The sequence below is a fragment of the Mesorhizobium sp. L103C131B0 genome, from assembly GCF_000502275.1.
Taxonomy (GTDB): domain Bacteria; phylum Pseudomonadota; class Alphaproteobacteria; order Rhizobiales; family Rhizobiaceae; genus Mesorhizobium.
The window spans coordinates 47,209-65,541 of record NZ_AYXC01000015.1; the positions used below are offsets into that span (position 1 = coordinate 47,209).

21 protein-coding genes are annotated in these 18,333 nt (G+C 63.9%); 6 read left to right on the forward strand and 15 right to left on the reverse strand.

From position 1 onward, the window contains the following. Window positions 1-41: 41 nt before the first annotated feature. The 4 genes from X730_RS143365 to X730_RS143350 form a co-directional block, all read right to left on the reverse strand. Window positions 42-740 (reverse strand): DnaJ domain-containing protein, encoded by a 699-nt coding sequence (locus tag X730_RS143365; RefSeq protein ID WP_023826972.1) that lies wholly within the window; start codon window positions 738-740, stop codon window positions 42-44. After that, on the reverse strand, window positions 740-1,471 hold the full coding sequence (locus X730_RS143360) for a hypothetical protein (RefSeq protein WP_023826973.1): 732 nt from the start codon (window positions 1,469-1,471) through the stop codon (window positions 740-742). The genes X730_RS143365 and X730_RS143360 overlap by 1 nt, the downstream gene beginning before the upstream one ends. Window positions 1,472-1,573: 102 nt before the next feature. Next, window positions 1,574-2,011: a DUF1489 family protein gene (locus X730_RS143355; RefSeq protein ID WP_023671006.1), complete on the reverse strand. Its 438-nt coding sequence runs from the start codon at window positions 2,009-2,011 to the stop codon at window positions 1,574-1,576. Window positions 2,012-2,089: 78 nt separating this feature from the next. Beyond that, window positions 2,090-3,493 (reverse strand): L-serine ammonia-lyase, encoded by a 1,404-nt coding sequence (locus tag X730_RS143350; protein ID WP_023826974.1) that lies wholly within the window; start codon window positions 3,491-3,493, stop codon window positions 2,090-2,092. 272 nt (window positions 3,494-3,765) lie between these two features. Here X730_RS143350 and X730_RS143345 point away from each other — a divergent pair, with 272 nt between their 5' ends. Then, complete coding sequence (locus X730_RS143345) at window positions 3,766-4,509, forward strand: DUF599 domain-containing protein (RefSeq protein ID WP_023671004.1); 744 nt, start codon at window positions 3,766-3,768, stop codon at window positions 4,507-4,509. Here the strand turns inward: X730_RS143345 and X730_RS143340 are convergent. The 7 genes from X730_RS143340 to X730_RS0134190 form a co-directional block, all read right to left on the reverse strand. Then, complete coding sequence (locus X730_RS143340) at window positions 4,458-5,255, reverse strand: YdcF family protein (RefSeq protein WP_023826975.1); 798 nt, start codon at window positions 5,253-5,255, stop codon at window positions 4,458-4,460. The two genes, X730_RS143345 and X730_RS143340, sit on opposite strands and share 52 nt — an antisense overlap. Window positions 5,256-5,262: 7 nt before the next feature. Beyond that, window positions 5,263-5,739 (reverse strand): hypothetical protein, encoded by a 477-nt coding sequence (locus X730_RS143335; protein ID WP_245261400.1) that lies wholly within the window; start codon window positions 5,737-5,739, stop codon window positions 5,263-5,265. A 55-nt stretch (window positions 5,740-5,794) separates the two neighbouring features. Further along, a complete protein-coding gene (locus tag X730_RS143330) occupies window positions 5,795-7,360 on the reverse strand; it encodes an amidase family protein (protein ID WP_023826976.1) in 1,566 nt (521 codons plus the stop codon). After that, window positions 7,360-7,815: a GNAT family N-acetyltransferase gene (locus X730_RS143325; RefSeq protein ID WP_023671000.1), complete on the reverse strand. Its 456-nt coding sequence runs from the start codon at window positions 7,813-7,815 to the stop codon at window positions 7,360-7,362. The genes X730_RS143330 and X730_RS143325 overlap by 1 nt, the downstream gene beginning before the upstream one ends. 7 nt (window positions 7,816-7,822) lie before the next feature. After that, a complete protein-coding gene (gatC, locus tag X730_RS143320) occupies window positions 7,823-8,110 on the reverse strand; it encodes an Asp-tRNA(Asn)/Glu-tRNA(Gln) amidotransferase subunit GatC (RefSeq protein ID WP_023670999.1) in 288 nt (95 codons plus the stop codon). Between the two features lie 110 nt (window positions 8,111-8,220). After that, the gene (locus X730_RS143315; protein WP_023696540.1) at window positions 8,221-8,637 is read right to left on the reverse strand and encodes a hypothetical protein; all 417 of its coding nucleotides are present in this window, start codon (window positions 8,635-8,637) and stop codon (window positions 8,221-8,223) included. 44 nt (window positions 8,638-8,681) lie between these two features. Beyond that, window positions 8,682-9,389: a metal-dependent hydrolase gene (locus tag X730_RS0134190; RefSeq protein WP_023684673.1), complete on the reverse strand. Its 708-nt coding sequence runs from the start codon at window positions 9,387-9,389 to the stop codon at window positions 8,682-8,684. Between the two features lie 181 nt (window positions 9,390-9,570). Between X730_RS0134190 and ruvX the strand changes: the two genes are divergently transcribed. Then, entirely contained in the window at window positions 9,571-10,077 is a 507-nt protein-coding gene (gene ruvX, locus X730_RS143310) for a Holliday junction resolvase RuvX (RefSeq protein WP_023826977.1), read from the forward strand. Here ruvX and X730_RS1000000166505 read toward each other — a convergent pair. The 3 genes from X730_RS1000000166505 to X730_RS143300 form a co-directional block, all read right to left on the reverse strand. After that, on the reverse strand, window positions 9,995-10,336 hold the full coding sequence (locus tag X730_RS1000000166505) for a DUF6105 family protein (RefSeq protein ID WP_081731041.1): 342 nt from the start codon (window positions 10,334-10,336) through the stop codon (window positions 9,995-9,997). The genes ruvX and X730_RS1000000166505 overlap by 83 nt on opposite strands. Next, on the reverse strand, window positions 10,336-10,914 hold the full coding sequence (locus tag X730_RS143305; protein WP_023826978.1) for a hypothetical protein: 579 nt from the start codon (window positions 10,912-10,914) through the stop codon (window positions 10,336-10,338). Before X730_RS143305 ends, X730_RS1000000166505 begins: the two co-directional genes overlap by 1 nt. Before the next feature lie 124 nt (window positions 10,915-11,038). Beyond that, window positions 11,039-12,667 carry a DNA alkylation response protein gene (locus tag X730_RS143300; RefSeq protein WP_023670993.1) on the reverse strand — a complete coding sequence of 543 codons (1,629 nt, stop codon included), beginning with the start codon at window positions 12,665-12,667 and terminating at the stop codon, window positions 11,039-11,041. 195 nt (window positions 12,668-12,862) lie between these two features. Between X730_RS143300 and X730_RS143295 the strand changes: the two genes are divergently transcribed. The 4 genes from X730_RS143295 to dprA are packed head-to-tail and all read left to right on the forward strand — an operon-like array spanning window position 12,863 to window position 16,894. Then, window positions 12,863-13,825 carry an aspartate carbamoyltransferase catalytic subunit gene (locus tag X730_RS143295; RefSeq protein WP_023670992.1) on the forward strand — a complete coding sequence of 321 codons (963 nt, stop codon included), beginning with the start codon at window positions 12,863-12,865 and terminating at the stop codon, window positions 13,823-13,825. Continuing rightward, window positions 13,822-15,108, forward strand: coding sequence for a dihydroorotase (locus tag X730_RS143290; RefSeq protein WP_023826979.1), 1,287 nt, complete (start codon window positions 13,822-13,824; stop codon window positions 15,106-15,108). The genes X730_RS143295 and X730_RS143290 overlap by 4 nt, the downstream gene beginning before the upstream one ends. A 56-nt stretch (window positions 15,109-15,164) precedes the next feature. Further along, window positions 15,165-15,770, forward strand: a complete 606-nt coding sequence (gene plsY / locus X730_RS143285) for a glycerol-3-phosphate 1-O-acyltransferase PlsY (protein WP_023696534.1) — start codon at window positions 15,165-15,167, stop codon at window positions 15,768-15,770. Then, window positions 15,767-16,894 (forward strand): DNA-processing protein DprA, encoded by a 1,128-nt coding sequence (gene dprA, locus X730_RS143280; RefSeq protein ID WP_023670989.1) that lies wholly within the window; start codon window positions 15,767-15,769, stop codon window positions 16,892-16,894. Before plsY ends, dprA begins: the two co-directional genes overlap by 4 nt. Before the next feature lie 217 nt (window positions 16,895-17,111). Here dprA and X730_RS143275 read toward each other — a convergent pair whose 3' ends face one another. Next, a complete protein-coding gene (locus X730_RS143275; RefSeq protein WP_023706211.1) occupies window positions 17,112-18,254 on the reverse strand; it encodes a hypothetical protein in 1,143 nt (380 codons plus the stop codon). Window positions 18,255-18,333 lie beyond the last annotated feature (79 nt).

Sequence of the window (18,333 nt, forward strand, 5' to 3'; positions counted from 1 at the left end):
CGTCGGAACCATCTCCCGGAAATTTACTGCGTCGAAGGAGACTAGTTGTGATTGGAGAGCAAGACGTCCTTGGCTTCGTTGATCCGCGCCGCCAGGAAAGACGTGCCGCCGATGTCGGGGTGCAGGCGCTGCATCAGGCGGCGGTGCGCCTTGCGGACATCCGCCGCGGCGGCCCCCGCTTCAAGACCAAGGATCTTGTAGGCCTCCTCCTTAGTCATGGCGCCCGCACCTGGCGCAACACCCAGCCCTTCGCCACCGTTCGCCTCAGCGTCTTTGCGCCAGACGGGAAAACGGCCGTCAAGATACGTCTCTAGGAGCTGGCGGCTCTCCGGGTCGCCGGGGAGTTCGCCGTAAAGCTGCTGCAGCTCGGCCAGGCCCATCGCGCCCAGCATCTTGCCTTCATGGCGGCCGGCCAGAACCAGGCCTTCAAGTCCGCCCGTATCGTGATCAAGCTCCATTTCCAGTGCGGCGGTCCGCACCGTCGAGCGCTTGCCGGGCGCCGGCCCGACCGACGGCCGCTTCATTCGCATCGAACCGTACCAGGCAAGGGCCGCGGCCAGAATGAGGCCGGCAATGCCTTCGCGCCCGACCACCAGCACGGCGAGCCCGACCAGCGCCAGAAGCACCGGCCCGAGCGTGCGCATGCCGCTTGCCAGTTTTTGCGCATCGGCGCGGACAAAGATCGTCGCCGCCCCGAGCAGCACCAGAAACAGTGCAACAAGTGCAATGATAGCGCCCATCAATTCCCGCCGCCCCTGAGATGCTCGATCAGCAGCCGGTCTCCCGGCCTGTCCCTTGCCTCGAGCGCCTTCAATCCACCCGTCGCATAGACGGCGACCGCCGAAAGCAGCCCGGCCAAGGTCGCGGCGGCCCGCCGATCAAATCGGAACCAAGCCCCTTTGGACAGCCGCGCAATCTCCTTGAACGCCTTTTCTGCGCCGGGATCATGGCCTTCCTGGAAGACGAAGACGGGAGCGCCGTGCAGACCGAGGCTGCCGGCCTTCTGCGCCAGGTCGTCGATATCCTCTTCCATGGCATCGCCGATATAGACCAGAGCGTTGACCTTGGCCGCCGCCGTTTCCTTCAGCGCATGCGCCAGCACCTTGCCGATCTGGGTGTGGCCGGCACGGCAGTCGATCCGCGTCATCAGCTGCTTCAGGGCGTTGGTGTCGGCGACAAAAGCCGTTGAACGGCACTCGCCCAGCCCGCGAAAATAGGCCAATTGGACGCTGAGGGTGCCGGCCTTGCCGACGGCGTCGAACATTTCGCCCTGCAGCTTGGTGGCGAGATCCCAGGTCGGCTGGCGGCTCATCGTGGCATCGAGCGCAAGGATCAGCCGCCCGGAGCCGGTCGCGGACGCGGCAAGCGTCCGGGCCTGACGCATAAAGGCGTCGATCTCGCCGGCATTGGATTGAGGCTTGACCGGCGCAGGATCGGCCCTTGCGGGCACGCGCTGCTTCTTGTCGCTCATAAGAATCAAGATGTGGCGTTGTCGGGCCCCTTGCAAGTCCAGCCTTGGACAAGATGGAGGGCCAGCGCTCGACGCTCTGGGAGAAGCGGCCGCGCCGTGGCCTTACAACAAGCCCAGATCGGCGAGCTCGCGCTTCAGTTTCGGCGGCATCTCGACCATTCCGGCCTTGCCCTTGCCGATATCGGCGGGCGCATCCGACGGTTTGAGATAACGCCAGCCCTGGAAGGCGCGGCGCGGCTGCCAGTCGGTGCGCACGACGTCGAGGTCGAGCATCAGGCGGCAACGGCCGATGCCTTCGTCGTCGGTAAAGGGCCTGATATCAGTGATCAACTGGCGGCATTGCACGCTGCCCTTGATCACCCAATAAAGCGAACCGCCATCGGTGACCTCGGCGCCGCGCGTCGGCACCATGCGGGTGGTGTGCCAGTGCTCGGCGGGTTCGCCGGCGCGGCGGCGCTCATCGAGGCGGAAGGCGATCCATTCTTCGAGGTCCTCGACGCTGTCGCAACCGACGCACAGTTTTAGGAGATTGAGTGCCATCGCTTAAGGTTTAGTCCGGCGCGCGATTGCGTCAACGGCCCTGCCCGACTTCTCCACAGTGCCAGTGGCGTTGCACGGTCAGCATTCCACGACATTGACGGCGAGCCCACCAAGGCTGGTTTCCTTGTACTTCTCGTTCATGTCGAGGCCCGTCTGGCGCATTGTTTCGATCGCGGCGTCGAGCGGCACGAAGTGGACGCCGTCGCCTTTGATCACCAGAGAGGCGGCGGTGACCGCCTTGACGGCGCCGAGCGCGTTGCGCTCGATGCAAGGCACCTGGACCAGACCGCCGACTGGATCGCAAGTCATGCCGAGATGATGTTCGAGCGCGATTTCGGCGGCGTTCTCGACCTGCTCGGGCGTGCCGCCCATGACGGCGCAGAGACCCGCGGCAGCCATCGCCGAGGCCGAGCCGACCTCGCCCTGGCAGCCGACTTCGGCGCCGGAGATCGAGGCATTGGTCTTGATGATGCCGCCGACGGCGGCCGCCGTGAGCAGGAAGTCACGGATGCTCGGCTGGTCGGCCTCGGGGTGGAAATGCAGCCAGTAACGCAGCACCGCCGGCAATGTGCCGGCCGCACCATTGGTCGGCGCGGTGACGACGCGTCCACCGGCCGCGTTCTCTTCGTTCACCGCCATGGCGTAGATCGACAGCCAGTCATTGGCCAGCAAAGGGTTGGGCTTGTTCTGCTGCCATTGCTCCTGCAGCTTGTCGTGCAGCATGCGGGCACGACGGCGCACTTTCAGCCCGCCCGGCATGATGCCGTCCTGCGACAGGCCGCGGTCGATGCAGCCCTTCATGGCGCCCCAGATCGCATCAAGGCCGCTGTCGAGCTCCTCGCGCGACATATGCGTCTCTTCATTGATGCGCTTCATGTCGGCGATAGACAGGCCGCTTTTGCCTGCCATGTTCAGCATCTCGACGGCGTTCTTGAAGGGATAGGGCACCTTCTTGCCTTCTGTGGTCACCGAGCCCTTGACCTTCATCCGCTGCAGCTCTTCCTCGGACACCACGAAGCCGCCGCCGATGGAATAGTAGATGCGCTTGAGCAGCAGCCGGTCGCCGGCATCGTAAGCGTAGAAGGCCATGCCGTTGGCGTGGCCGGTGAGCGGCGTCTTGCGGTCGAGCACCAGATCCGTCGCCGGGTCGAAGCGATAGGAGGGATGGCCGTGTGGCGATATCCGCTTCTCGGCGGCGATGCGCGTGGCGATTCCCTCGGCCTGATCGGGATCGACCGTCTGCGGTGTCAGGCCAGCAAGTCCGAGGACAACGGCGCGATCCGAGCCATGGCCGATACCGGTATAGGCGAGCGAGCCGTGCAGGCTGGCGCCAATGCGATCGACCTTGACGCCGGCCGGGCGCGGCCAGTCATCGCCGGCGATCTCGTCGAGAAACCGCCGCGCCGCCGTCATCGGTCCCATCGTGTGCGAACTCGACGGTCCGATGCCGATCTTGAACAAGTCGAAAACCGAAAGAAACACTCTGCGCCGTCTCCGGGAATGGGATCAAGACCTACATATAGGACTTTCCATGATGTTTGTGCTGTTTTGCGGATTGCGGCGCTGCACCTGCCGACCTTGTTTGCTCCGGCAGCGACATCCCCGGCTGAAAGCGCGTCGCGCTGAAACGGATTCATGCGACGCGCTTTAAGTTCTTGTTTTAATGCATGTGGTTGTCCCAGAACCGCAGCTCACTTCTGGGCGACATGCTTTGGAGCATCGAACTGACCGCTTTGCCTGTGGTAAAAGGGGGCATGGGCGATTCCTTCCATCTGTCGACGGCTGATCTGGCGGCGCTGGCTTTTTTCCTGCTCGCATGGTTGCTGCATACGCTGGCGTCCGACGGCAGGCTGGTCAGCCGGGTGTCGTTGACGATGGCCATGAACGTGCAGCGCGAGGCCTGGATGCGCACCATGGCCGAGCGCGAAATCCGCATCGTCGACACCGCCATCATGAGCGGCCTGCAGCAAGGCACCGCCTTTTTCGCCTCCAGTTCGCTGATTGCGCTCGGTGGCTGTTTCGCGCTGCTTGGCGCCTCGGATCAGGTCCTTGCCGTGCTGAACGACCTGCCGTTGAACGCGACCTCATCGCGCTCCGCCTTTCAGATCAAGGTCTTTGGCCTGGTCCTGATCCTGGCCTTCGCCTTCTTCAAGTTCGGCTGGGCCTACCGTCTCTTCAACTACTGCACGATCCTGATCGGCGCGGTGCCGATCCCCTATGGCGAGGCGTCACGCAACCCGGTCAGCGAAACGGCGGTGTGGCGCGCGGCGCGCATGAACATGCTGGCCGGCAAGCATTTCAATTCAGGCCTGCGCGCGGTGTTCTTCTCGATCGGCTATCTCGGCTGGTTCGTCGACCCGATCGTGTTCGTGCTGTCGACGCTGCTGCTACTGGCAGTGCTGGTGCGGCGTCAGTTCTTTTCCGCCGCAAGGCAAGCCGTGATCGGTCAGCCGCCCGGGCCGGGGAAAAGCTGGTCGATCCGGCCCGACAGCCAATAGGCGGCGAGCCCGATCCACTCGCGGATCGCCATGGTCGTGGTCTGCAGCGAATCGGGTGCGTTGTCGCGAAACAGGCCAAAGCCTTCCTTGCCCGAGGTGCGATAGTCGACCGGCCACGGGACCGTGTGAAAGCCGGCCTTGTCGAACAGCGCCTTGGCGCGCGGCATGTGGAAGGCGGAGGTCACTAGCAGCCAGGTTTCGCCCGATTTCGGCGTTACCAGTTCCTTGGTGAAGACGGCATTCTCATAGGTGTTGCGGGATTTGCTCTCGAGCATCAGGCGATCGGCGTCGATGCCAAGCGCACCGAGCAGCCGCGGCGCGGTGGCCGCATCCCCCTCGCCATCGATGAACAGTTCACCGGTGCCGCCCGAGATAACCACTTTCGCCTCGGGAAAGCGCCGGGCAAGGATCGCCGCCTCGACCATGCGGTCGCCGCCGGAATTCAGCTCATAGCCGCCGCGCGCCAAGTTGATGGCGCCCTCGAAGCCGCCGCCGAGCACGACAATGCCGTCGACCTTCCGCGGCAGCAGCGGCTTTGGGAAGCGCTCTTCGAGCGGATTGAGCATCATGGCGCCAAGCGACGTCCAGGCCGACAGCGCCAGAATCAGGAAGGCGAACACACTGCCCGTCGCCGCCAATCGCCGGCGGCCGATCAGCGCCGCGAGCAAGCCGGCAAGCAGCAGGAAGATCGCCAGGTTGAGTGGTTGGACGAAGAACCAGAATACCTTGGAGAGATAGAAGAACATTGCCTGCCTATCTCCAGCTCAAATTGTGACGGCCGGTGAAGTGCTCGACCGCACTCGCTACCGCTTCCGCTTCGAGGCGGCTTAACTCCCTGCCGAAAACAAGGACGCCGTTCGCGTTGGTTAAGCTGATGACTTCCGACAGTCCCACTTCGTCCGTGGGATAGGTATGGTCGAGGATTTCGACCCTAAGATGCCCTTTCAAAGGCAGTGACCACCGATTTCGCAAGGAACCCCTCACCGAGCGCACGGCTGCGGTGTCGGTCAGCCGCAGGGTTTCCCTGCCGAACACCCGCCAGATGAAATCCTTGCCCAGGAAATAGGTGAAGAGGGCAATGACCGCCACGAAGGACAGCAGGCCGAGCGTGCCGCTGGTGAGCGTTGCGGACGACGTATCCGTCAATCCCATGTAGCCGGTGTAGGCGACGATCGCGGCCCCGATCAGGACAAAGACGGTCCTGAAATCCGAGGTGCGTGGCGGGTTCATGATCAGCAGTTCGTTTCCCGTCTCGACGATGGAAATGCGAGACGGAGGCGGCATGCTACCACCACTTCTCCGGCTGGAAGGTTCCCGCCGCCTGCTCGATGACGGCGGCTGTCTGGAACAGGGTTTCCTCGTCGAAGGGACGGCCAATCAGCTGCAGGCCGAGCGGCAGGCCCTTGGCATCGAGGCCGGCAGGCACGGCAATGCCCGGCAGTCCGGCCATGTTCACGGTCACCGTGAAAATGTCGTTGAGGTACATTTTCACCGGATCGGCGGCCATGTCCTCGTCGGCGATGCCGAAGGCGGCCGACGGCGTCGCCGGCGTCAGGATGACGTCGACGCCGTCGGCAAAGACCGTCTCGAAGTCGCGCTTGATCAAATTGCGCACCTTCTGCGCCTGCAGATAATAGGCATCGTAGTAGCCGGCCGACAGCACATAGGTGCCGATCATGATGCGGCGCTTGACCTCTCGACCGAACCCGGCGGCTCGGGTCTTTTCGTACATGTCGACAATGTCCTGGCCCGGCACGCGCAGGCCATAGCGGACGCCGTCATAGCGCGCCAGATTGGACGATGCTTCGGCAGGCGCCACGATATAATAAGCCGGCAAAGCATATTTGGTGTGCGGCAGCGAAATGTCGACGATCTCGGCGCCGGCATCCCTGAGACAGGCAATGCCCTTCTGCCACAGCGCCTCGATCTCTTCCGGCATGCCGTCGACGCGGTATTCCCGGGGAATGCCGACCTTCATGCCCCTGATCGGTTTGCCGATCGCCGCCTCGTAATCCGGCACCGGCCGGTCGACGGAAGTGGTGTCCTTGGCGTCGACCGAGGCCATGGACTTCAGCATGATCGCGGCATCGCGCACGTCCCGGGCGATCGGGCCGGCCTGATCGAGCGACGAAGCGAAGGCGACGATGCCCCAGCGCGAGCAGCGGCCATAGGTCGGCTTGATGCCGACGGTGCCGGTGAAGGCGGCTGGCTGGCGGATCGAGCCGCCGGTGTCGGTGGCGGTGGCGCCGGCGCACAGGAAAGCCGAGACGGCCGAAGCCGAGCCGCCCGACGAGCCCCCCGGCACCAGTTGGGCATTGTCCAGCGTGCGCGCGGTCTTCGTGCCGCCGGCCGAAACGAAACCGCCATCGCCCTGATGCGTGGTCGGCATCACCACCGTGTCGAGGCGCGAACGCCGCCACGGATTGACGACAGGGCCGTAATAGGAGGTCTCGTTGGACGAGCCCATGGCGAACTCGTCCATGTTAAGCTTGCCCAGCATGACGGCGCCGTCTGCCCACAGATTGGCGGTGACGGTCGATTCGTAGCGCGGCTTGAAGCCGTCCAGCACATGGCTGCAGGCCTGGGTGTGGATACCTTCGGTGCCGAACAGGTCCTTGATGCCGAGCGGGATGCCTTCCAGCGCACCGCCCTGGCCCTTGGCGAGCCTGGCGTCGGAAGCTTTGGCCATATCGCGCGCCTTGTCGCCGGTGACGACGATGTAGGCATTGAGCACCGGATTGGCGCGCTCGATGGCACCGAGATAGGCCTCGGTGATTTCGACGGCCGAAATCTCCTTGGCGCGCAGCTTGGCGCGCGCCTGCGAAATTGTCAGATGGGTCAGTTCGCTCATCAAAGGCTCTTTTCGTAAAACACCGACCACTCGGAATCGGGATAATCCAGCACCGGCCCGCAGCGCGAGAAGCCGGCGCGTTCGTAGACGGTCCAGGCGGCGGGATGGCGGTCGCCGGTTTCAAGCACCAGGCGCTTCAGCCCTTCGCTGCGCGCCAGCGTTTCGACATGTTCGACGATCTTGGCGCCGATCTTCCTGCCCCGATGCGAAGGCCGCGTGTACATACGCTTGACCTCACCGACGCGGGCATCATGGCGCTTCAGCGCGCCGCAGCCGATGGCTTGCCCGTCGTCGCGGGCGATGAACACGGTGGTGTCGTCGCCAGCCATCTGCTCGACCGTCAGATGGTAGCAATGCTCCGGCGGCGTCAGTTCGAGCAGAGCCGCGTTGAGCTCCTCGACCAAAGCGCGGACATCGTCCTGCAGCGGCGTTTCGATCGCGATCTCGATTGCCATCGGCCGCCTACTCCACGACCTTCGGCACGAGGAAGAAATTCTCGTCAGTGGCCGGCGCATTGGCGACGATATCGGCGGCCTTGTTGCCGTCCGTGACGATGTCTTGGCGCTTCTTCATCTCCATCGGCGTCACCGATGTCATCGGTTCGACGCCGGAGACATCGACCTCGTTCAGCTGCTCGACAAAGCCCAGAATGGCGTTCAGCTCGCCGGTCATGCGCTCGGCATCCTCCTCGCTCACCGCAATGCGGGCGAGACGCGCGACGCGCTTCACAGTTTGCAGATCAACGGACATGTCTTTAGCCTTTGGGAAAACCAGATGGCGCTATAGCGGCGTGGCGCGTGCCGCGCAACATCGATCGTGCTTGGGGATAGAGCCCGTTCATGCCAGGGCGGCATTTCAGCCTAGGGCAGCGATACACCCTCGCACAGATAATAGCTGCCGCCATTGCCGGCCTGCTCGCCTTCGTCGGCGGTCGGGCGCACCGAGACGATGTCGATTTGGGTCGCGTTCATCTGCGTGATCGACAGTATATCGGGAAAGAGAAAGCCCGGCTCCTGGCAGATGGCAGTGACCGCCCAGCTCGGCGAGCGCGTCGCCTTGGTGACCTGGACGAACTCGCAATTATACTCGACGCTTTGCAGGCCGTCCGCCGACAAGATGACATTGCCGGTGTCGATCAGCGTCTGCAGCGTGTCCTTTTTGGCTTGCGCGCAAAGCTCCTGGGTCTGGAGGTAAACGCCCTTGATGAAGTCCTCGGCGGCGGATGCGGGCGACGCCGCAACCAGCATCGACACGCAAAGAGTCACTCTCAAGCCCATGGTTTGATTCCCCTTTGCGACAAGGGATCGTTCAAACGATCGCTTTATAGTGTGATCGTTTGGCCGATCGCTGGCAAGGCTACGTCGACACCTGACCCTTCGAGGCCGGCCACGAACTTCTCCGCCGTCGCGTCGATGATCGGGAAGGTGCCGAAATGGCAGGGAACGACCGTGTCGAAGTGGAAGAAGCGCCGGCAGGCCAGGGCCGCCACCGCGCCGCCCATGGTGAAGCGGTCGCCGACCGGCACGAGGCCGATCTTCGGCTCATGCAATTCCTCGATCAGCGCCATATCGGAGAAGATGTCGGTGTCGCCCATATGGTAGAGCGTCTTGTCCTCCGGGAAATGCAGGACCAGCCCGTTGGGATTGCCGAGGTAGACGTTCTGGCCGCCATCGAGCCCAAACGACGAGGAATGCAGTGCCTGCACGAAGGTGGTGGTGAAGGCACCGCAATCGACGGTGCCGCCATGATTGCCGGGATTGATCTTCTTGCCGTCGACGCCCTTGCCGACCAGGTACATGCAGATCTCGTAATTGGCGACCAGCTGGGCGCCGCTCTTCTTCAGCACCTCCACCGCGCCGCTGACATGGTCACTGTGGCCGTGGGTCAAAAGCACATGGGTGACGCCTTCCGCCGGCCCCTCCCAGCCGCTCGTCCATGATGGGTTGCCGACGAGATAGGGGTCGATCAGGATGGTCGCGCCTGATGTCTCGACGCGGAAGGCGGAATGTCCGTACCAGGTCAATTTCATCGATCGTGTTCCTCGATTTTGGTTGCGCCGGAAGATAGAACGCCGGCAGCAAAATTAAAGTGACATAGTGTGCTCGCGCTTCAAAAGAACGTGTCGCGCTCTTTGTGACGGCAAGTCTGGGTCACGGTAAGTCTTGGTCACGGTTAAGACTGGGTCACGGTAAAACTGGTTGGGAAAGCCGTTGGGCATCATAGCAATCGAGGATCTGCCGGCACGGCTGGAGGGCGGCAGGACGCTGGCCGGACTCGACCTCGGCGACAAGACGATCGGTGTCGCCGTTTCCGACCGCGGCCTGTCCTTTGCCCATCCGCGCCCTGTCATCCTACGTAAAAAGTTTTCGCTGGATGCGGCAGCGCTGCTCGCCCAGCTGCAGAAGGATAATGTCGGCGCGTTTGTACTCGGCCTTCCTATCAACATGGACGGCTCGGAAGGTCCCCGCGCCCAGAAGTCGCGCGCCTTCGTGCGCAACATGGCAGGCATAACCGACCTGCCCTTCGTGCTGTGGGACGAGCGGCTATCGACAGTCGCGGCCGAGCGGACGTTGATCGAGATGGATTTCTCGCGCGCCAAGCGCGCCGGCAAGATCGATTCGGCGGCGGCCGCCTTTATTCTGCAGGGAGCTTTAGATCGACTCCAGTCGCTTGGCTCATCCGATCGGACGGAACCGAATTTCCCGTCTGACGCCTGATCCAGGCGGCGATGTTGCGGCGCCGGCGAAACGCCCACAACGCCAGCAGCAGGAAGCCGTCGAAGACGCAGGCCTTGGCTACCATGCCCGGAATGATTGCCGGATCAATGCCCAGCATCTGGCCGTAAAGCTGGAACACGAAGTCGTGCAGTCGCCGGCTGAGCATAACATAGCCGAAATTAATGTCGTTGAGCGACAGGAAGAACCAGCCCCAGAACAAGGTGATTGGGGCGGCCCACAGTGCGAACAAGGTGCGCATCAGTGGCCTTCCCAGTGGCTGGAGCCGTCTCTATGGCCGATATCCGCCCGGCCGGAAATGCGCGACAGCAAGGAGCCGTGCGCGGCACCCTTGGCCATGGCATGGGCGGTGGCGCGGCTCTCTGCCTCCCGAGAAACCATGACAGCGAAGACCGACCTCCGCTCGGCCAGCATGGCGACATAGGAGGCCAGAAGTGCCGCCAATTGCACGGCGACAACCAAAAACAGGCCGTTGATGCCTCGCGCTGCGCCGCCGATCAGGATGAGCGACAACACCGCGGATGCCGAAATGAAGGCGGTCCGCGCCACACTGTCGGCTCCGTCCGGGCTCGCCGCGGCGTTAACCAGGCTCTCGACGAAGACCCAGCAAAACAGCACCGCCACGACCAGCAAGGCGATGGCCAGCGGCGCCACGACGGCAGCATTGTCGAGATCGGCCAGACGAGTGTTTTCCACGACGACGCCGAGCACGCCCAGAGCGCCCGCAACGCCGCGGTTTCCATCGACACAGATGAACGCCAGCAGGGCGAAAACCAGCGCCCAGTGCAAGGCCAGAAAGGACGTCAAAATGTGCCGCATGGCATTCCTGCTTTGGTGACAAAGACAGTGGGGTCTGCGGCCTGCGGCTGCAACGGAAACCATTCGTTAAGGTTAACGGCTGTCCACAGGCAGGCAAATTCGTTCACGGCCTGGCGGAAGGCCCTCAATTCACCGGCGGATAGAGCGTGTCGATGATCATGCGCGCATCGTGGCGCGAATCGAGCATGCCATAGGTGTTGCGCCACTGGCCGGCGAGCCGCGTCTCGACGAAGGCGTCCGCAATCCGCCCTGCCCCCAGCCGGCGCAATTCCGCAGCTGCCGCCGACAGCGCCAGCTGTTCGGTCAGCAGGCGGGCCGACCCCTCATCGGTGCCGGCGACCTGCATGGCCGCCTTGAGCACGCCAATGGTTCCGCGTCCGCCGGCGCCGAGATCGCGGTCGATGCCGGCCAGCACCTCCTCGAACAGGCCGGGCGCGCGGCCGAGCACGCGCAGCACGTCGAGCGCCATGACATTGCCTGAGCCCTCCCAGATCGCATTGACCGGGGCTTCGCGGTAGTAGCGGGCGAGCGGCGCTTCCTCGACATAGCCATTGCCGCCGAGGCACTCCATCGCCTCATAGAGCAGTGGCGGCGCGATCTTGCAGACCCAGTATTTGACCACCGGGGTCATGGCGCGGGCAAAAGCAGCCTCGCCGCGGTCGCCGGCAGCCTCGTCGAAGGAGCGCGCCAGTCGGAACGAGAGTGCCGTGGCGGCGGCGACATCGAGCGCCATGTCCGCCAGCACGCGCTGCATCAGCGGCTGTTCGATCAGCGTCGAGCCGGCCACCTGGCGGTGACGGGCGTGATGCACGGCCTCAGCCAGCCCCGCTCGCATGATTGCCGACGAGGCGACGGCGCAGTCGAGCCGGGTCAGCGTGACCATGTCCATGATTGTCTTTATGCCGGCGCCGGGCTCGCCGACCATCTCGCCGATGGCGTTGACGAACTCTACCTCCGATGAGGCGTTGGAGCGGTTGCCGAGCTTGTCCTTCAGCCGCTGAAAGCGGAAGCCGTTTCCGGAACCGTCGCCGAGGATGCGCGGGACGAGAAAACAGGAAAGCCCTTCCGGCGCCTGTCCAAGCACGAGAAAAGCGTCCGACATCGGCGCCGACATGAACCATTTGTGGCCGGTGAGGCGATAAAAGCCGCTGCCGGCGCGTTCGGCCCGTGTGGTGTTGGCGCGCACGTCGGTGCCGCCCTGCTTTTCGGTCATGCCCATGCCGAGCGTCAGCCCGGCCTTGTCGACCGGCGGCTTTTGGCTCTGGTCGTATTTGCGCGTCGTCACGCGCGGCGCCCATTCGCGAAACAGCTTTGGGCTGGCCATCAGGGCGGCCAGCGAAGCGCTGGTCATGGTGATGGGGCAGAGATGCCCGGTCTCGAGTTCGGCGGTCAGGTAGAAACGCGCGGCGCGCACCTGATGGCGACGGCCGATCTCGCTATCGCCGTTTTCCCAGATCGAGGAATGCAGGCCGCCGGCAACCGAGCGGCGCATCAGCGCATGATAGGCCGGATGGAATTCGACGAGGTCGATGCGCCGGCCCTGACGGTCATGCGTGCGGAGCTTCGGCGTCTCGACATTGGCGAGGCGCGCCAGCTCCTGCGCCTCCTGCGTCAGGACGAACCGGCCAAGCCCGTCGAGGTCCTTGCGCACCGGATCGGAAAAACGCTCGGCAAGCTGGATCAGCAACGGATCGCCCCGCCAGGCGTTGCCGCCCGTCAGCGGCGGAGGCTGGTTGGTCACGTCGTCGGTCACGCCCAATCCTTCTGAAAGTAGAAGGGCCTTCTAACGCAAGAAAGGCCTCACATCACAAGGCTTCGAATCCGAAGCAATCGGCTAGATATAGCCCAAGGCAGGCGGCGCGCGCGACGAAAATACCGGGGAGAAAGGCCGCAATCCCAAGCTGGCGCTTGCGGCAAGGAATTCTCCCCCCTATAGCAGCACCTTGAGATGACCGACGCTTCGTCCCTGCCGCTTTATCCTCACCGCCATCTTCTGGGCATCCGCGATCTTTCCCCCGGTGACATCGAGCTTCTGCTCGACCGGGCAGATCGCGCCGTCGCCATTTCGCGGCAGTCCGAAAAGAAGACCTCGACGCTGCGCGGCCGCACCCAGATCAACCTCTTCTACGAAGCCTCGACGCGCACGCAGTCGTCGTTCGAACTGGCCGGGAAACGGCTCGGCGCCGACGTCATGAACATGTCGGTGGCGAGCTCTTCGGTGAAGAAGGGCGAGACGCTGATCGATACGGCGATGACGCTGAACGCCATGCGCCCCGACATCCTGATCATCCGCCACCAGTCTGCGGGCGCCGCCGCCCTTTTGGCGCAGAAGGTCGGCTGCTCGGTGGTCAATGCCGGCGACGGCGCGCATGAACACCCAACGCAGGCGCTGCTCGACGCGCTGACTATCCGCCGCGCCAAGGGGCCGCTGTCGAAACTGATCGTAGCGATCTGCGGCGACATCCTGCATTCTCGCGTGGCGCGTTCCAACATCATGCTGTTGAACGCGCTTGGTGCGCAGGTGCGTGTGGTGGCGCCGTCGACCCTGCTGCCGTCCGGCATCGAGAAAATGGGCGTCATCGTCTCGCGCTCGATGGCCGAGGGCCTCAAGGGCGCCGACGTGGTGATGATGCTGCGCTTGCAGCGTGAGCGGATGGAAGGCGCCTTCGTGCCTTCGGTGCGCGAATATTTTCGCTATTTCGGCCTCGATGCCGAAAAGCTGAAGGCCGCCAAGGACGGCGCGCTGGTGATGCATCCCGGTCCGATGAACCGCGGCGTCGAGATTGCGTCCGAAATCGCCGACGGTCCCCAAAGCGTCATCCAGGAACAGGTCGAGATGGGTGTCGCCGTGCGCATGGCGGTGATGGAAGCGCTGCTCGACCCGCGCCGCAACGAGGGCCGGGTGGCATGAGCGCGACGGTCTTTGAGCGCGCCCGCATCGTCGACCCGTCACGCGGCATCGACGAGGTCGGCACCGTCATCGTCGAAGGGAAAAAGATCGTTGCCGCCGGCAAGGCTGCCCTGAACCAGGGCCTGCCGGCGGGAGCCACCGTGGTCGACTGCGCCGGCAAGGCGATCATTCCCGGCCTGATCGACGCGCGCGTCTTCATCGGCGAACCGGGCGGCGAACATCGCGAGACCATCGCTTCGGCCAGCGTTGCGGCGGCGGCCGGCGGCGTCACCTCCGTCGTCATGATGCCCGACACCGACCCGGTGATCGACAATGTCGCGCTGGTCGAATTCGTGCTGCGCACCGCCCGGGACACGGCAAGCGTCAACATCTTTCCGGCGGCGGCGATCACCAAAGGCCTCGCCGGTCGCGAGATGACCGAATTCGGCCTGTTGCGCGAGGCCGGTGCGGTCGCCTTCACCGATGGGCGGCACACAATGTCCAGCGCACTGGTGATGCGCCGGGCGCTGACCTATGCCCGCGATTTCGGCGGCGTCATCGCACATGAGACACAGGATGGCGACCTCGCTTCGGCGGGCGTGATGAATGAAGGCCTGTATGCCAGCTGGCTCGGCCTTGCCGGCATTCCGCGCGAGGCCGAGTCCATCCCGCTGGAGCGCGACCTGGCGCTGGCACGGCTGACGCGCGGCGCCTACCACGCGGCCAAGATCTCGACGGCGATGGCAGCGCAAGCGATGACGCGCGCGAAAGCCGACAAGGCCAATGTCACGGCGGGCGTGGCGATCCACAATCTGTCGCTGAACGAGAACGATGTCGGGGAATACCGCACCTTCTTCCGGCTGACGCCGCCTTTGCGCGCGGAGGAAGACCGGCTGGCCATGATCGAGGCGGTCAAGGACGGCACGATCGACATCATCGTCTCCTCGCACGACCCGCAGGATGTCGACACCAAGCGCCTTCCCTTCGCCGATGCAGCTGCCGGCGCGATCGGGTTGGAGACGCTGCTTGGAGCAGCGCTTCGGCTCTACCACAATGGCGACGTGCCGCTACTTCGGCTGGTCGAAACACTGTCCACCGCACCAGCAAGGCTGTTCGGCCTGCCGGGCGGCACGCTGAAGCCGGGAGCGCCGGCCGATCTTGCGCTGATCGACCTTGAAGAACCCTGGATCGTGAGTGAAAGCGGCATCCGCTCGCGCTCGAAAAACACCTGCTTCGAAGGTGCGCGGCTGCAAGGCATGGTCTTGCAAACGCTGGTGGCGGGCCGCACAGTGTTTTCGAGCTAGAGCGATCGCGCCACGTCGCAGACCGATATGTTGCTGGGGAAATGCGGGGGCAAACAATGAGTTATAACGTTATCCTGGCATTGCTGTTCGGCTATCTCCTCGGCTCGATTCCCTTCGGCCTCTTGATCACCCGCGCGGCCGGCCTCGGCGATGTGCGCAAAATCGGCTCCGGCAATATCGGCGCCACCAACGTTCTGCGCACCGGCAACAAGGGCCTCGCCGCCGCGACGCTGGTGCTCGACGCGTTGAAGGGTACGGCGGCGGTGATGATCGCGCGCCATTTTGGACACGACTACGGACTGTGGGCCGGCCTTGGACTCTGGGCGGGCCTTGGCGCCTTCCTTGGCCATCTGTTTCCGGTCTGGCTCGGTTTCAAGGGCGGCAAGGGCGTGGCGACCTATCTCGGCGTGCTGATCGCGCTCGGCTGGCATGTGGCGCTGATCTTTATCGTCGTCTGGCTGGCGATGGCTTTTCTGTTTCGCTATTCCTCGCTGGCAGCGCTGACGGCGGCGGTCATCGTGCCGATCGCGCTTTATTTCTGGAGCACACCTGAGACCGCCGGGCTGTTCCTGGTGATGAGCCTGATCGTCATCTTCAAACATCGCGCCAACATTTCGCGCCTTCTTGCCGGCACCGAAGGCAAGATCGGAGCCAAGGGTTGAGCAAGCCCGCCGCCGGGCCGCGCCTCAGCGACCGGCAGCGGCTGAGCTGGCTGCGGCTGATCCGCACACAAAATGTCGGCCCGGCCTCGTTTCGCGAATTGATCAACCGCTTTGGTTCGGCGGAGGCGGCGTTGGAGATGCTGCCCGAGCTGATGATTTCGGGCGGAGCCAAAAGGATCATGCGCATTCCTTCCGTGGAGGAAGCCGAAGCGGAACTCGACGCAGCCAGTGAAAACGGCGCCCGCTTCGTCGGCATCGGCGAGGCCGACTACCCGCCGATGCTGAAAAACATGGACAATCCGCCGCCGCTGATTGCCGTGAAGGGCGAGGCAGCCGTCTTTCGCCTGCCGGCGGTGGCCATCGTCGGCGCCCGCAACGCGTCGCTCGCCGGCATCAAGATGGCGCGCATGCTGGCGGCGGATCTTGGCCGCGACGGCTACGTCATCGTTTCCGGCCTGGCGCGCGGCATCGACACGGCAGCACACCAGGGCAGTCTCTCGACTGGTACAGTGGGTGTGCTGGCCGGTGGGCTCGATGTCCCCTACCCGCCCGAAAATATCGGCTTGTGCGACGACATTGCCGAGCGTGGCGGCGCCGTTATTTCGGAAATGCCGTTCGGCTGGCAGCCGCGGGCGCAGGATTTTCCGCGCCGCAACCGGCTTGTCGCGGGCGCCGCCCTCGGACTGGTGGTGATCGAAGCTGCGCAACGCTCCGGCTCGCTGATCAGCGCGCGCCTGGCCGGCGAGATGGGCCGGCTGGTCTTTGCCGTACCGGGTTCGCCGCTCGATCCGCGCTGCGCCGGCTCCAACGGGCTGCTCAAGGATGGCGCCACCCTGGTCACCGAGGCGGCCGATGTTTCCGGTGCGATCGCACCCTTGGCGGGCACGCGAACGCGAAGCATTGCGCCGCCAGAAAAGGCACCCGATTTTTCGGCAACACCCCCGCCCGGTGAGGACGAACGCAGCGGCGTGCTCGAGGCGCTGGGCCCAACGCCGGTGGGCGTGGACGAGATCATCCGCCACACCGGCCTCAACGCCGCGCAAGTCTCCATGGTGCTGCTGGAACTCGACCTTGCCGGCCGCATCGAGCGCCATGCCGGCGGCAATGTCTCACTGGTTTCATGACGTTCCAGCCGATCCCGCCGCACGTCGGCCGCAACTCACGCGTCGAGGGTCACGCCGGCGGCGCCAACGCCGGTACAGATGCCACCGCAGGGTATTTTCCAGGCGGCTCTCGGAAAAGCACTCCGGCATTCCAGGGCTCTCCGTTGCACTGACGATCACGCTCGCAACGGCATATTCGACAGCTGATGAAAACCGGGCTCGACAGTCTGCGCCTCAGTCAGCGGAACAGATACTTCGATACCTCCGGATTGCCACGGCGCCACATCACATTGTCCAGAAAATAATGGTGCACATTGATGAAGATGAGCACGATGAAGAAGAACAGCGATGACCCCAGCACTTGCCTGTCATACGGGATCAAGGCCGTCAGCGCGGATGGGATCAGCCAGAAGCCGAGATAGCCAAGGGCCGTGCCGCCGACGATGAAGCCGAGGAGCCGAAACCTGTAGAGGGGGCCGAGAAAGGACAGGATTTTCGGCTGCGGATCGCGTTCGGCATCGGAGCTGTCACGCTCAACATTGGTCTGATAGCGCCAGACCACGGCGAGGTACTGCAGCGAGTGGAGCGCCGGCACGATCAGCAGCCAGAGCGGATTTATTCTCACAATCAGGATCCAGAGATAGAGCGACGCGACGTAGGCCACGATGCCGTTATAGGGCAGCTTACCACCGTTCTTTCGCCAGCGATTGACCAGCATCAAAAGCGTAGCCGCCGTCGAAGCAATGGCTGCCAGCAAGGCGATGTCGGTGATCCAGGAAGGGACCGCGAAGGTGTAATAGTCGAGGCCGTAATATTTGCCCTGGGTGACCGCCGTATTCGTCTGCAGCCACGAAAGGATCCACACGGCATAGGAGTTTACCAGCAGCACCTTCTTGTCGCGATCGTCGAAGAATTTGCGCTTCAGCACCGCGTCCACCATCAGCATGCCGTAGCCCTGCTTGACGTAGTGCCAGCCGACGAAAAAGAACATGGCGTTGGTGGCAAAGCCGAGCAGCCGCGTGTTCGCCGCCACCGCGCCATAGGCAAAGAACCCGGCCATGACCAGGGGCACGACAATGCCCGCGAAGATGTAGCGGAGTTGCAGGCTCCTGTCGTAGCCGTCGCCCGTCACCTTGCGCCCGAAATTGCGATAGAAAAGCTGGTAGGAGTGGGCGAAGTGGGGATAGTTCACGAGATAGGCGACGACGACCATCGTTGCGGCCACCGGCCCCTCATATTCGAGCGGAACGAGAAACAGCACCGGCAGGATGAGAAAGGCGCTGCCGCCCAGCATGAGGAAATCGGCGACCGGGCCGAAGAGGTACTTTTGAGGCGCCGCCGCCTTAGGAGCGACAGCATCCGCCGAAAGCTGAAGTGTCATGTCAGAACCCTCCCCTGGGAAAGGCTGAGTTTAGCCATCGACTGGGATGGGGACAAGGTTGGAGCTGCCGCTCCGCGCC